Origin of the sequence: Ensifer adhaerens (assembly GCF_001270265.1) — a bacterium.
Taxonomy (GTDB): domain Bacteria; phylum Pseudomonadota; class Alphaproteobacteria; order Rhizobiales; family Rhizobiaceae; genus Ensifer; species Ensifer adhaerens_B.
The window spans coordinates 966,590-979,185 of sequence record NZ_LGAP01000001.1 but is presented as its reverse complement, the minus strand read 5'-3'; the positions used below and the strand labels follow the sequence as shown (position 1 = coordinate 979,185).

Here is a 12,596-nt window from a genome sequence, read left to right as displayed (position 1 = left end):
TTGCGAAGTCTTAATGATTGCTTCCGCGAAAGAGGACAATTCGAGTTAAGGCAGACAAGGCGCTGTCCGGTCTATCCGGGGCGAGAGCCGCGCCGCGACGCCGGTTAAGGCGCCGCGGCAGGGATAAACGGATCAGGCCGGGCTGATCATCGTTTCCGGGCGCACGACCGCATCGAACTCTTCATTGGTCACGTAGCCGCCGCCGACGGCCTCTTCGCGCAGTGTCGTACCGTTCTTGTGCGCCGTCTTGGCGATCTTTGCCGCGTTGTCGTAGCCGATCTTCGGCGCCAATGCCGTCACCAGCATCAGCGAGCGGTCGAGCGCTGCCTTGATGTTGTCTTCGCGCGCTTCGATGCCGACAACGCAGTTGTCGGTGAAGGAGACCGCGGCATCGGCGAGGAGCTGCACCGACTGCAGGAAGTTGTAGGCCATCAGCGGGTTGAAGACGTTCAGTTCGAAATGGCCCTGGCTGCCGGCGAAGGTCAGCGCGGCGTTGTTGCCGAAGACCTGGACGCAGACCTGGGTCAGGGCTTCGCACTGGGTCGGGTTGACCTTGCCCGGCATGATCGATGAGCCCGGCTCGTTTTCCGGAAGCGAGAGTTCGCCGAGGCCCGAGCGAGGACCGGAGCCGAGGAAGCGGATATCGTTGGCGATCTTGAAGAGGGCGGCGGCAGAGGCGTTGATCGCACCGTGGCTGAACACCATCGAATCGTGGGCGGCAAGCGCCTCGAACTTGTTCGGCGCCGTGGTGAAGGCGATGCCGGTGATCTTGGCAATCTCTTCGGCGACCTGTTCGGCAAAGCCAACGGGTGCGTTGAGGCCGGTACCGACAGCCGTGCCGCCTTGCGCCAGTTCACAAAGACCGGGCAGGGTCATTTCGATGCGCTTGATCGAGGAGGCGACCTGCGCCGCATAGCCGGAGAATTCCTGGCCGAGCGTCAGCGGGGTTGCATCCTGGGTGTGGGTGCGGCCGATCTTGATGATGTGGTCGAATGCCTTGACCTTGGCTTCGAGCGCCTTGTGCAGATGCTTCAGCGCCGGCAGCAGGTCGTGGATCACCCGCTCGGCGCAGGCGATGTGCATGGCGGTCGGGTAGGTGTCGTTCGACGACTGGCTCATGTTGACGTGGTCGTTCGGGTGCACCGGTTTCTTCGAGCCCATGACGCCGCCGAGCAGTTCGATTGCGCGGTTCGAGATGACCTCGTTGGCGTTCATGTTCGACTGGGTGCCCGAGCCGGTCTGCCAGACGACGAGCGGGAAATGGTCGTTGAGCTTGCCGTCGATGACTTCCTGCGAGGCCCTCACGATGGCATCGGCGACGGTCGCATCCAGGCGGCCGAGCGCCATGTTGGTGCGAGCCGCTGCCTGTTTGACGATGCCGAGCGCGCGGACGATCGAAGCCGGCTGCTTTTCCCAACCGATCTTGAAGTTGCCGAGCGATCGCTGGGCCTGAGCGCCCCAGTAGCGGTCGTTTGCCACTTCGATGGGGCCGAACGTATCTGTTTCCGTGCGCGTCGATGTCATCGTGATCCCTGCCTTCGTCATGCGGTTCATGAAGTCTGGGCGAGGGGACCCGGTCGCAACCGGCTGTCCCTTCCCCAAGGTGCCGGGCCTCTCTCTGCCCCGGCTGGCAAGGCTTGTAAAGAGGCGGCACTGGCGGTGGCAATGCTACAATCGTTTGAAACGCAGGCATGCGACAAAGAGCTGCTTTTGCAACCGTGCAGCGGCCGATTCGCACCGCGTGAGGCGAGCCGGATTCGTTGTTGCGTTTCAGTCACATTCGTTACCTTCCTTGAAGGCTCGCAGCGATCGTTCAGTCGAGCTGAGGGCGTCGCCGCCGCATTAATGTCGATGCAAATCAAATTTTTATGGGCTCTTGAACGTCCTGAAAATGAAGCGGTTTTTTTACCACGCAGAGGTGGTTTCATGCAGGTTCGGGCAGGCGCGTTTCCTTTTCATTCACCATCCTTTTCTATAAGTTTTGGAGCACGAGGGCGTGGCGAGAATCTGGCTAAAGCCGAGTTCGGCGACAACGCGATACGGGGACGTAGTTTCACATGAGAATTTTCAAGACGGCAGCGATCGTAGCGCTCATGAGCAGCTGTGCGATTGCAACCTTCGATGTGCGGCCGGCTGCGGCCATCACGTTGATGGACCTTATCCGCGGCGGCAGGCAGAAGACGCCGAAGCAGGAAATGCAGCCCGCTCAGCCGTTGCCCGGCGTCGGTTCCATGGTTCAGCCGCAGCAGAACACGGTTTCCAAGCCACTGCCGAAGGTGACCGGCCCGCGCTACTACGCCTATAAGGCTGAGCCTCTGCGCCGGATCGATACAGGCAAGCTGCTCGATCCGGTCGTTACGGGTTCCGTGCGCAACGGCGCGCTGCCGCCGATGCTGCGTGCGCCGCTCGCCGATGCCCGTCAATTCATGCCTGAAATCGAGGTTCGCGCGACCTCGAACGTGGCAAAGGCCATCGAGACCCACTACGGGTCACGTGAGGATTTCGTCTGGATCGAGGGCACTGGCGTCAACGCGCGCGCGAAGGCGGCAATTGCCGTTCTTGCCGATGCGGCAAAGGTCGGCCTCGAGCCGCAGGATTATGCCGTCCAGATACCGGCAGAAGAATTCGACCGCGGCGACATGATCGCGCGTGAAAAGGAACTTGTTCAGTTCGAAATCGCGCTGTCGGCGGCAACGCTTTCCTATGTCGAGGATACGGTGCGCGGCCGCATCGATCCCAACAAGATCTCCGGCTATCACGATTTCAAGCGCAAGACCGTCGATCTCGGCGCCTTCCTCGACAAGATGTCGGCAAGCTCCGATGTTGCCACGCTGATCAACGACCAGAATCCGAAGAGCGAGCAGTTCGCGGCGTTGTCGGTGGAACTCGAGCGCCTTCGTGCCGAAAAGAGCGTGGAGCAGCGCGTCGAAATCGCGCCGGGCACGCTGCTGAAGCCGGGCCAGAGCAATCCTGAACTTGCCAACATTGTCGCCGGGATCCGCATCAAAGGCTCCGATACACTGAAGGCGGATCATGCGACGGTGCTCGCCGCCTATCAGGGAACTCCCGAATACACGCCTGAGCTGGTTCTGCTGGTCGAAGCGTTCCAGAAGGAAAATGGCCTGAAAGCCGATGGCGTCATCGGTCAGGCTTCGCTGCGCATTCTGACGGGCGGCGATACCGTGGCAAGCAAGATCGACAAGCTCGAAGTCGCCATGGAACAGGCGCGCTGGCTTCCCGATGGTCTCGGCAACCGCTACGTCTTCATCAACCAGCCGGCCTTCACCGCGTCCTATACCGACAACGGCACTGAACAGTTTTCCATGCGCGTCGTCGTCGGCTCCAAGGCGAACCAGACCTATTTCTTCCAGGACGAGATCCAGACCGTCGAGGTCAATCCATATTGGGGCGTGCCGCAGTCGATCATCGTCAACGAGATGTTGCCGAAGCTTCGCAACGACCCCGGCTATCTCGACCGGATGGGCTATCAGGTGGAAATCGGTGGACGCCCGGTGCCGTCATCTTCGGTCAACTGGAATGGATCGACAGCCTCGGTCGCCGTGCGCCAGCCGCCGAGCAGCGACAACGCACTCGGGGAACTGAAGATCCTGTTCCCGAATGCGCACGCGATCTACATGCACGACACGCCGTCGAAAAGCTTCTTCAAGCGTGACCAGCGTGCCCTGAGCCATGGTTGCGTGCGGCTTGCCGATCCGCGCCGGATGGCAGCGGCGGTGCTCGGCACCAGCGTCGAGGATGTCGGCAACGAAATCGGCGGCGGTCACAACAAGGCGCTGCAGGTGCCGCAGAAGGTTCCGGTCTACGTCGCCTATTTCACCGCCTGGCCAAACAAGGACGGTGTCATCGAGTATTTCGACGACGTGTATGAGCGCGACATGTATGTGAACCGCGCCTTCGACGCGACCCGCAACGCCCGCAGGGCCGAGGGCTAAGTCACAATCCGAGTATGTCGCCGCCAACGATCGGCGCTGCGTTCGGCACAAGATTCAAGACCCCTGTGGAGCATCTCCTCGGGGGTCTTTTCATTTGGCTGAGGTGGCGCGAAGGGAAACCGGCGTGCCGCTACGACTCAAGAAACGCGGCGCCGATTCTTGCGTCATCCGCGCTGCCGTGACCATTGATCGTCGTGGAGGTCGTCTTCGATCGGAAGCGGATCAAATCCTCAGATCCTGCGCCGGGGCGCTGTGCCTCACGTGCCGTTGAAAAGTCCAGTGACCAGCGCCGGCGTCAATTCGTCGAAGTGACGGATGATCACCGTCGGCTCCAGGCTTTCGATCGGAACGTCGGAATAGCCGAACGGCACGGCGATCGACGGGATCGCGGCGTTGCGGGCCACCAGAATGTCATTGAGGCTGTCGCCGATCATCACCGAGTGCGCAGCACTGCCGCCGGCATTGGCGATCGTGCGCAGCAGGTGGTCGGCATTCGGCTTGCGGATTTCGAACGTGTCGCCGCCGGAAACCGCCGCGAAGCGCTCGATGAGGCCGAGGCGTTCGAGCAGCCGGTTTGCCAGCATCTCCGGCTTGTTGGTGCAGACCGCAAGCTTGAAGCCCGCCGCCGACAGGCGGTCGAGCGCGTCGAGCATGCCCGGATAGGGCAGGGAATCACCGGGCATGGAGCCATGATAGAAGTCGACGAACTCCTTCATCTGCCAGGCAAGCGCATCCTCATCGAGCGGCTTGTTGCGAAGCGCGAAGGTGCGCTCGATCATTGCGCGGGCACCGTGGCCGACAAGGTGGGTGAGGTCGCGGTATGTGACCGGCTCGACGCCTGCCTGGGTCACCGCATGGTTGAGGCTCGCGACTAGGTCCGGCGCCGTATCGACAAGGGTTCCGTCGAGATCAAAGACGACAATAGGGGAAGACAAGAGGTGAACCTCGCATAGCCGGAAAGAGTTGCCGTTCGGGTAGGCGAAGTTGCAGCAGAATGCAATGGCAAGTGTGTGTGGGAAGGGTCCAGGATTCCGGGCTGGGCCCCTGATTTTGGCTTTTGTTTGCCGCTTCGGGCGTGTAAGTGTCTGTGCGGAAAACGGATGGAGAAGATGGGTCACCATATCTACATCCGGTGAACAAAAGGGAGCGACTGGCGTATGGACGCCCGCCAAATGAAAATCAAAGCCGCGGCAGCGGCGCTCGAATATGTCGAAGACGGCATGCGGCTCGGCATCGGGACGGGATCGACTGCGGAGGAGTTCGTTCGGCTCTTGGCCGAGAAGGTCGCCGCAGGTTTTCGCATCGAAGGCGTTCCGACCTCCGAGCGTACGGCGCGTCTTTGCCTGGAGCTCGGCGTGCAGCTGAAATCGCTGGACGAACTGCCGGAACTGGACCTGACGATCGACGGCGCCGACGAGGTCGACGGCCAGTTGCGGCTGATCAAGGGCGGCGGCGGCGCGTTGTTGCGCGAGAAGATCGTCGCGGCTGCTTCCAAGCGCATGATCGTCATCGCCGACGAAAGCAAAGTCGTCGATGTGCTCGGCGCATTCAAGCTGCCGATAGAGGTCAATTTGTTTGGCCAGGTGGCAACGCGTATCGCCATCGAAAAGGTGGCTTCGCGCCTCGGCCTTTCCGGCGATATCTCCGTGCGCAACTCAGGTGACGGGCCATTCAAGACGGACGGTGGACACCTCATTCTTGATGCATCTTTTGGCCGTATTCCTGATGCAGATGCGCTCGCGGGAGAGCTGAATGCCATTCCCGGTGTCGTCGAGCATGGACTTTTCATCGGCATCGCGTCGCTGGCAATTATTGCCGGACCGGAAGAGGCACGCATTCTGACCGCGTCTTGAGCCGGTTCCCGCTGCTCCGCCAGGAGCAGGGAACGGTGAAGAAAACAGGTTACCACACATGCGGGCCTGGCGGCGGCAATCGCCCGGGCAGCATGCGACAAACACAGGAGCATGGATAAAAATGAACAAACTCGCAGGTCTTGTCCGCACATTCGCAGCCACCGCGGTTCTCCTTTCTGCATCCATTCCGGCGGTCCAGGCTCAGGACGTCTCCGACGCCCAGATCAAGGCCGCTCGTGCGACCATCGCCGCACTCGGCGTCACCAACAACTTCGACAACATCCTGCCGAACCTCGCCGAGCGTCTGAAGAACACCCTGATCCAGGCTTCGCCGAACTTCCAGGAACTGATCACCGCGACCGTCGACGAAAAGGCTTTGTCCTTGGCAGCGCGCCGCGCCGATCTCGAAAACGAAGCGGCGACGATCTACGCCAAGACCTTTACGCTCGAAGAGCTGAACGCCATCACCGAGTTCTACAACTCGACCGCCGGCAAGAAGCTCCTGAACGACGGCCCGATCGCTTCGCGCGAACTGCTGAAGGCGGCTGACATCTGGGCGGCTGGCGTTTCGCGTGACCTCAACACTGAGGCGACGAAGTCGCTCGACGCCAAGGTCGGCACGTCGGCTCCGGCGCTTGTTGAAGGCACGCCTGCGACGCCTGCCCAATAATCCTGGGCCAGTTGGACTGACCTCGGGCCAGTCGAGCAATCACATCACGTTTTGACGAGCCCGGAGCGATCCGGGCTTTTCTTTTTCCGCAGTGCAACACTATATGTGCCTGCGACGGGGCTCCCACCCCGGGCAGGGCATGCTGTCGGCGAGATGTCGACCGGACGGTGTCCCTCATCACACCAATTGCAGTCTGCACGACCTTCAGGAGTTCGCCATGCCCGCTTTCGACTATGACCTCTTCGTAATCGGTGGCGGCTCCGGTGGCGTCAGAAGCGGTCGACTCGCGGCGAACATGGGCAAGAAGGTCGCGATCGCCGAGGAGTTCCGCTACGGCGGCACCTGCGTCATCCGTGGCTGCGTGCCGAAGAAGCTCTATGTCTACGCGTCGCAATATTCCGAACATTTCGAGGATGCGGCCGGCTTCGGCTGGACCGTCGGTGAAAGCCGGTTCGATTGGCAAAAGCTCGTTGTTGCCAAGGAACAGGAGATCACGCGGCTTGAAGGCCTCTACGAGAAGGGGCTCGCCAATGCCGGCGCGGAGATCCTGCGCACGCGGGCGGAGCTTGTTGGCCCGAATACGGTTCGCCTGCTCGATACCGGCAAGACCGTGACCGCCGAGCGTATCGTCATCGCCGTAGGTGGGCATCCGACGCCGCATGACGCTTTGCCGGGTCATGAACTCTGCATCTCTTCAAATGAAGCTTTCGACCTCGCCGAACTTCCGAAGTCGATCCTGATTGCCGGCGGCGGCTACATCGCGGTCGAGTTCGCCAATGTGTTCCATGGTCTCGGTGTCGAGACGACGCTGATCTATCGCGGCAAGGAAATCCTCTCGCGCTTCGATCAGGATCTTCGCCGTGGTCTGCACAAGGCAATGGAGGAAAAGGGCATCCGCATCCTTTGCGAGGACATCATTCAGTCGGTGGCCACGGGCGCAGACGGCAAGCGCGTGGCGCAGACGATGAAACACGGCGAAATTGCCGTCGATCAGATCATGCTGGCGCTCGGTCGCGTGCCGAACATCAAGGGGCTGGGGCTGGAGAGCGCCGGCGTGAACACGGACGAGCGCGGCGCGATCGTCGTCGACGCCTTCTCGCGCACGAGTGCGCCCGGCATTTATGCGCTCGGCGACGTAACCGACCGCGTCCAGCTGACACCGGTCGCGATCCACGAGGCGATGTGCTTCATCGAGACCGAATACAAGAACAACCCGGTATCGCCCGACCACGATCTGATCGCGACTGCGGTCTTCTCTCAGCCGGAGATCGGCACCGTCGGCCTCAGCGAGGAGCAGGCGGCACGCCAGTTCGAAGAGCTGGAAGTCTATCGCGCCGAGTTCCGACCGATGAAGGCGACGCTTTCCGGCCGCAAGGAAAAGATGATCATGAAGCTGATCGTCAACGCTGCCGACCGCAAGGTGCTGGGCGCCCACATTCTCGGCCACGATGCCGGCGAGATGGCGCAGTTGCTCGGCATTTCGCTGAAGGCCGGGTGCACCAAGGACGACTTCGACCGAACGATGGCCGTTCACCCGACGGCATCGGAGGAGCTCGTGACGATGTATGCGCCAACCTATCGCCTGCGCAAGGGCGAGCGCGTCGGCTGAGCAGGGCGGTCGCTTTGCTGGCGCCGGAATCCATGAATTCTGGTAGGATGTCTTTCCAAGCCATCGCTTAACGTCTATAAGCCCGCATCCGCGAAGTCACCGGCTTCGGGCGGGCGCGAGGGCTTGGCCATGCGCTGGAGCAGGGCACGCGGACGCAGTGAAATTTCCGAATACCGGGCGGTGTCAAAACCGTCAGGATGCGACCCGCGCGGACCGAAGTCCGCGGCAGACAACAGGTGATCGAAATGGCACAGACTTGGACTCCGAATAGCTGGCGGCAGAAACCCATCCAGCAGGTTCCGGACTATCCGGACCTTGCAGCTCTTGCGGCGACGGAAGCGAAGCTCGCGAAGTATCCGCCGCTGGTGTTTGCCGGTGAGGCGCGGCGTCTGAAAAGTGCTCTTGCCAATGTTGCCGAAGGCCGCGGCTTTCTGCTGCAGGGCGGCGATTGCGCCGAGAGCTTTGCCGAGCACGGTGCAGACACGATCCGCGACTTCTTCCGCGCCTTCCTGCAGATGGCCGTCGTTCTGACGTTCGGCGCCCAGCAGCCGGTGGTCAAGGTCGGCCGCATCGCCGGCCAGTTTGCCAAGCCGCGCTCGTCCAACATTGAGAAGCAGGGCGACGTCGAGCTGCCGAGCTACCGCGGCGACATCATCAACGGCATCGAGTTCACCGAAGAAGACCGCGTGCCGAACCCGGAACGGCAGATCATGGCCTACCGCCAGTCCGCCGCGACGCTCAACCTGCTGCGTGCTTTTGCGATGGGCGGCTATGCCAACCTGGACAACGTTCACCAGTGGATGCTCGGCTTCGTCAAGGATAGCCCGCAGGCGGAACGCTACCGCAAGCTCGCCGACCGGATCTCCGAGACGATGGATTTCATGAAGGCGATCGGCATCACCTCAGAAAACCATCCGAGCCTGCGCGAGACCGATTTCTTCACCAGCCACGAGGCGCTGCTGCTCGGCTACGAACAGGCGCTGACCCGTGTCGATTCGACCTCGGGCGATTGGTATGCAACCTCGGGCCACATGATCTGGATCGGCGACCGTACGCGCCAGCCCGACCACGCCCATATCGAGTATTGCCGTGGTATCAAGAACCCGCTCGGCCTCAAGTGCGGCCCGTCGCTGACGGCCGACGGCCTGCTGGAACTGATCGATCTGCTCAACCCGGCCAACGAAGCCGGCCGCCTGACGCTGATCTGCCGCTTTGGCCACGACAAGGTTGCAGAGCACCTGCCGCGCCTCATCCGCGCGGTCGAGCGCGAAGGCAAGAAGGTCGTCTGGTCCTGTGATCCGATGCACGGCAACACGATCACGCTCAACAACTACAAGACCCGGCCGTTCGAACGGATCCTGTCGGAAGTCGAAAGCTTCTTCCAGATCCACCGTGCGGAAGGTTCGCATCCGGGCGGCATCCATATCGAGATGACAGGCAACGACGTCACCGAATGCACGGGCGGCGCCCGCGCGCTTTCGGGCGACGATCTGGCCGATCGCTACCACACCCATTGCGATCCGCGCCTCAATGCGGACCAGGCACTGGAACTGGCGTTCCTGCTTGCCGAACGCATGAAGGGTGGCCGCGACGAGAAGAGACTGGTCGTCAACGGCTGATCATCTCGTATGACCGACGGTTCAGTTTTTCTGAACCTCGGGCCGGCACTATGAAATTGACAATGCCGGGCCAGCTCACGAAGCTGGCCCGGCATTTCTCGTTTCAGGAGGTCGGGGGACCATGTCGGATATCCACAGCGGCAGCTGCCTTTGCGCTGCAGTGCGCTTCAAGACGCGGGGCGAACTGCGCAAGCTGATCTTTTGCCATTGCACCCAATGCCGCAAGCAGACCGGTCTCTACTACGCCGCGACCAATGTCCTGGATCGCGACATGGAACTTGAGGGCGCCGGGGACGTGACCTGGTATCGCTCGAGCGACGGCGCCCAGCGCGGGTTTTGCCGCCATTGCGGCTCAGCTCTGTTCTGGAAATCGGATGGCCTCGACTACACCTCGATCATGGCCGGCGCCTTCGATAAGCCGACGGACCTGAAACCCGGCTACCACATCTATTGCGCAGACAAGGGCGACTTCTACGAGATCGACGACGAGCTGCCCAAGTTTGAAGCCGGGCGGTCGTAAGTGCTCAGGCCACTTCCGGCCTCCACGCGATGACGCCTTCGGTCCGCGCCCGGACCTGTGGCGACGCCAGGCAGTTGGCGATGGTTTCATAATCCGGGGCTCCCGGGTAAGGCGGGACCTCGCTCGGCGGGTTATGGTTGGCAGGGCAGAGAATGATGGTTTCGTCGGCCCCAACGTCAGCCAGATTCAGGATCGCGTTGGACCGAGTGAGCATGAAGATCGGCCTCCTGTCGGTGCGGCCGTGGCGCAAGTGGGCCATCAGAGCGGCCTGCGATGCGGCGTCGAGACCCTGTTCGATCATGTCGACCACGAACGCCTTGGCGTCCGACTCCAGCGCGACCAGCAGCGCCGTTAAAGCGGAGGATGCGGTGGCACCATCTTCCACCAGTCGTGCGAGTACGGTCGCTATGCGCGATTTCAGTTCAGGTTCGGCCTCGATCAGGTGTTGCATGGTCTGGATGTTTTCGGCGTCCAGCCGTGTGAGGCCGATGAAAGCTGTGCCGGGCAGGGCAGTGGCGATGGCACGGGCCAAGCGGGTCTTGCCGCTGCCGAGCGGTCCGGTGATATAGGTCAGCCGGCGAATGGCGTCGAGCGTGAATTCTTCGCCGCCCCATGGCCACGGAAGATCGAGGACAATCTTGGGATTGCCGCCGGCTGGCGGCGTCTTCTGTGTCCACTCCCGCAAGGTGGATGCCTTATCGGCGGCCAGGTCTTGCCTGAGGCGCCGGACTTTTTCGACGGTATCATGCAGGTCTTGCGTCCGCGCTTCGAGCAACGCCTGCTGCTCTGCCAATGCGGGGCCAAGCTGCTGCGTGCCGCCGTCAAGCACCCGGCCGATTTGTGCCAGGCTGAGGCCAAGCGACCGCAGGGCGGCTATCTCGCTTGCGCGCTGCATTTCCGCCGGACCGTAGGTCCGCCAGCCCACCGAAGTGCGCACCGGGGCGATCAGGCCCCGCTCTTCGTAGAGGCGAAGTGCCTTGACCGAGACGCCGAGGCGTTTGGCGGCCTCGGTCGCATTCAAGAATTGTGCGGAAGAACTCACGAATCACCTCGTCCAGTTGGCCGCAGTCCTTATCGGTCCTGCCCCTGGGGACGGGTCAACCGGCTACTGCATAATTCCTTAGATCGGAATCGGTTTAAGGATAAAATTATGCAGCAGCTCAACGTGTTACAGCGACCTTTGCACGCCTGGACAGACGCGCGGCGCTGTAATGCCAATTTCGTGCGCTTGCAGCACCGAGCAAAGCTTTTGATGAAGGATCGGGACGGTTCTGCGGTTGGAAGGAGGCTATGCTACTCCGCCAAGCGGACGGCACCAGCCGTGGCTCTTTCATAGGCATTGGCCAATGCGGCGAGCTTGACGGCCTGCCAGCGGCAATATTCGTCGACCAGCCGGGCGCTCATCCAGAAGCGGCCGCGCGAACCGTCGTTCGATCGACCGATGTAGCCGGAGTCCTGAGCCTTGGTGAACAGTCTGCGGACATGGGTATTGGAGATCGTGTAATGCGTGGCAAGTTCAGCCAGATTGAGTTCGAGCCAGACCTTCCCGTCCACAGGCGTCAGACTTTTGGGACGCGCCATCAGATCGTCGAGTAACAAGCCACCGCATTCGGTCCAGACGAAGATGGCAACGCCTGCGGGGGGCTCGCTCCAGTTCTTGTCGGAAAGGAGCATTCTTGCCGCGATCGGCTGCGTTCGTCCGAGTACCGACGTGTCAGCCTCCACATGCTCCAGCCGACGCCCGCCATCAAGGCGGTCGAGCGTGCCCATCTGGCTCATGAACCAACGCATCATCGCGTTCTCGCTGACTTCCGTCGGCTCCAGAGGGCGAACCTTCTTGTTCTTCCGCTCGCCGCTGGCATCGCGCAGCAGTTTGTAGGCGAGTAGTTCAGCCAGGAATGCGGCCGCCGTGTTTCTGCTGGCACCACCGGTTTCGTGCATGAACTTCAACAGCCGTGCAGCGGTAACACCAGAATCAGGGTGAGACGGGTCGCGCTCAAGATGAAGCGCATAGGCGGCCTGCGTTAAGATCCATTTCTGGTGGGAGGCGACGAGACGGGCCACGCGCGGAAAGATATCGTAAACCGCCATCAGATCGCGGGCGCTGATCTGCAGCGTCTCGCGCAGCAGCGGGTTGCGCAAGATTCCGTCCGCTGTGAAGGCGAGCGGTTTTGCCGGTGTAACATCCCCCTGTTTTGCCACCAAATGCATCTGCTGTGCACATCTCCCGACCATCTCTCGCGTACGTCTCGGGGGCCGATCCCTCGCCACGCTTGCTTCGATACTACTCAACTCTACTGCTTGTAGCAGCTTTACCTTGCTCATAACGTGCGAACCCGCGTTTTTGTTCGAAAGGGCTGGCAGCGGATTTT

Annotated in this window: 11 protein-coding genes; 7 read left to right on the top strand and 4 right to left on the bottom strand. The window is 61.6% G+C overall.

The features are described from left to right. Positions 1–132: 132 nt before the first annotated feature. Positions 133–1,524, bottom strand: coding sequence for a class II fumarate hydratase (fumC, locus tag AC244_RS04665; protein WP_053247692.1), 1,392 nt, complete (start codon positions 1,522–1,524; stop codon positions 133–135). A gap of 141 nt (positions 1,525–1,665) precedes the next feature. Here fumC and AC244_RS36245 point away from each other — a divergent pair, with 141 nt between their 5' ends. Continuing rightward, positions 1,666–2,061 (top strand): hypothetical protein, encoded by a 396-nt coding sequence (locus tag AC244_RS36245; protein WP_152975833.1) that lies wholly within the window; start codon positions 1,666–1,668, stop codon positions 2,059–2,061. Further along, entirely contained in the window at positions 2,058–3,953 is a 1,896-nt protein-coding gene (locus AC244_RS04660; protein ID WP_053247577.1) for a L,D-transpeptidase family protein, read from the top strand. The genes AC244_RS36245 and AC244_RS04660 overlap by 4 nt, the downstream gene beginning before the upstream one ends. Positions 3,954–4,210: 257 nt before the next feature. Here AC244_RS04660 and AC244_RS04655 read toward each other — a convergent pair whose 3' ends face one another. Further along, positions 4,211–4,888, bottom strand: coding sequence for an HAD family hydrolase (locus AC244_RS04655; protein WP_053247576.1), 678 nt, complete (start codon positions 4,886–4,888; stop codon positions 4,211–4,213). A 222-nt stretch (positions 4,889–5,110) separates the two neighbouring features. Between AC244_RS04655 and rpiA the strand changes: the two genes are divergently transcribed. The 5 genes from rpiA (at position 5,111) to AC244_RS04630 (ending at position 10,224) form a co-directional block, all read left to right on the top strand. Next, positions 5,111–5,806: a ribose-5-phosphate isomerase RpiA gene (rpiA, locus tag AC244_RS04650; RefSeq protein ID WP_053247575.1), complete on the top strand. Its 696-nt coding sequence runs from the start codon at positions 5,111–5,113 to the stop codon at positions 5,804–5,806. Between the two features lie 121 nt (positions 5,807–5,927). Continuing rightward, positions 5,928–6,476 (top strand): DUF2059 domain-containing protein, encoded by a 549-nt coding sequence (locus AC244_RS04645; RefSeq protein ID WP_053247574.1) that lies wholly within the window; start codon positions 5,928–5,930, stop codon positions 6,474–6,476. 217 nt (positions 6,477–6,693) lie between these two features. Then, positions 6,694–8,085, top strand: a complete 1,392-nt coding sequence (gene gor / locus AC244_RS04640) for a glutathione-disulfide reductase (RefSeq protein ID WP_053247573.1) — start codon at positions 6,694–6,696, stop codon at positions 8,083–8,085. Positions 8,086–8,330: 245 nt separating this feature from the next. Then, on the top strand, positions 8,331–9,704 hold the full coding sequence (locus tag AC244_RS04635) for a class II 3-deoxy-7-phosphoheptulonate synthase (protein WP_053247691.1): 1,374 nt from the start codon (positions 8,331–8,333) through the stop codon (positions 9,702–9,704). Between the two features lie 121 nt (positions 9,705–9,825). Next, a complete protein-coding gene (locus AC244_RS04630) occupies positions 9,826–10,224 on the top strand; it encodes a GFA family protein (protein WP_053247572.1) in 399 nt (132 codons plus the stop codon). A 4-nt stretch (positions 10,225–10,228) separates the two neighbouring features. On the opposite strand, the gene AC244_RS04625 is transcribed toward AC244_RS04630, so the two are convergent. Both AC244_RS04625 and AC244_RS04620 read right to left on the bottom strand, forming a co-directional pair. Beyond that, on the bottom strand, positions 10,229–11,266 hold the full coding sequence (locus AC244_RS04625) for a MerR family transcriptional regulator (RefSeq protein WP_053247571.1): 1,038 nt from the start codon (positions 11,264–11,266) through the stop codon (positions 10,229–10,231). Positions 11,267–11,517: 251 nt separating this feature from the next. Further along, entirely contained in the window at positions 11,518–12,459 is a 942-nt protein-coding gene (locus tag AC244_RS04620) for a hypothetical protein (protein ID WP_414735880.1), read from the bottom strand. Between the last annotated feature and the right edge of the window lie 137 nt (positions 12,460–12,596).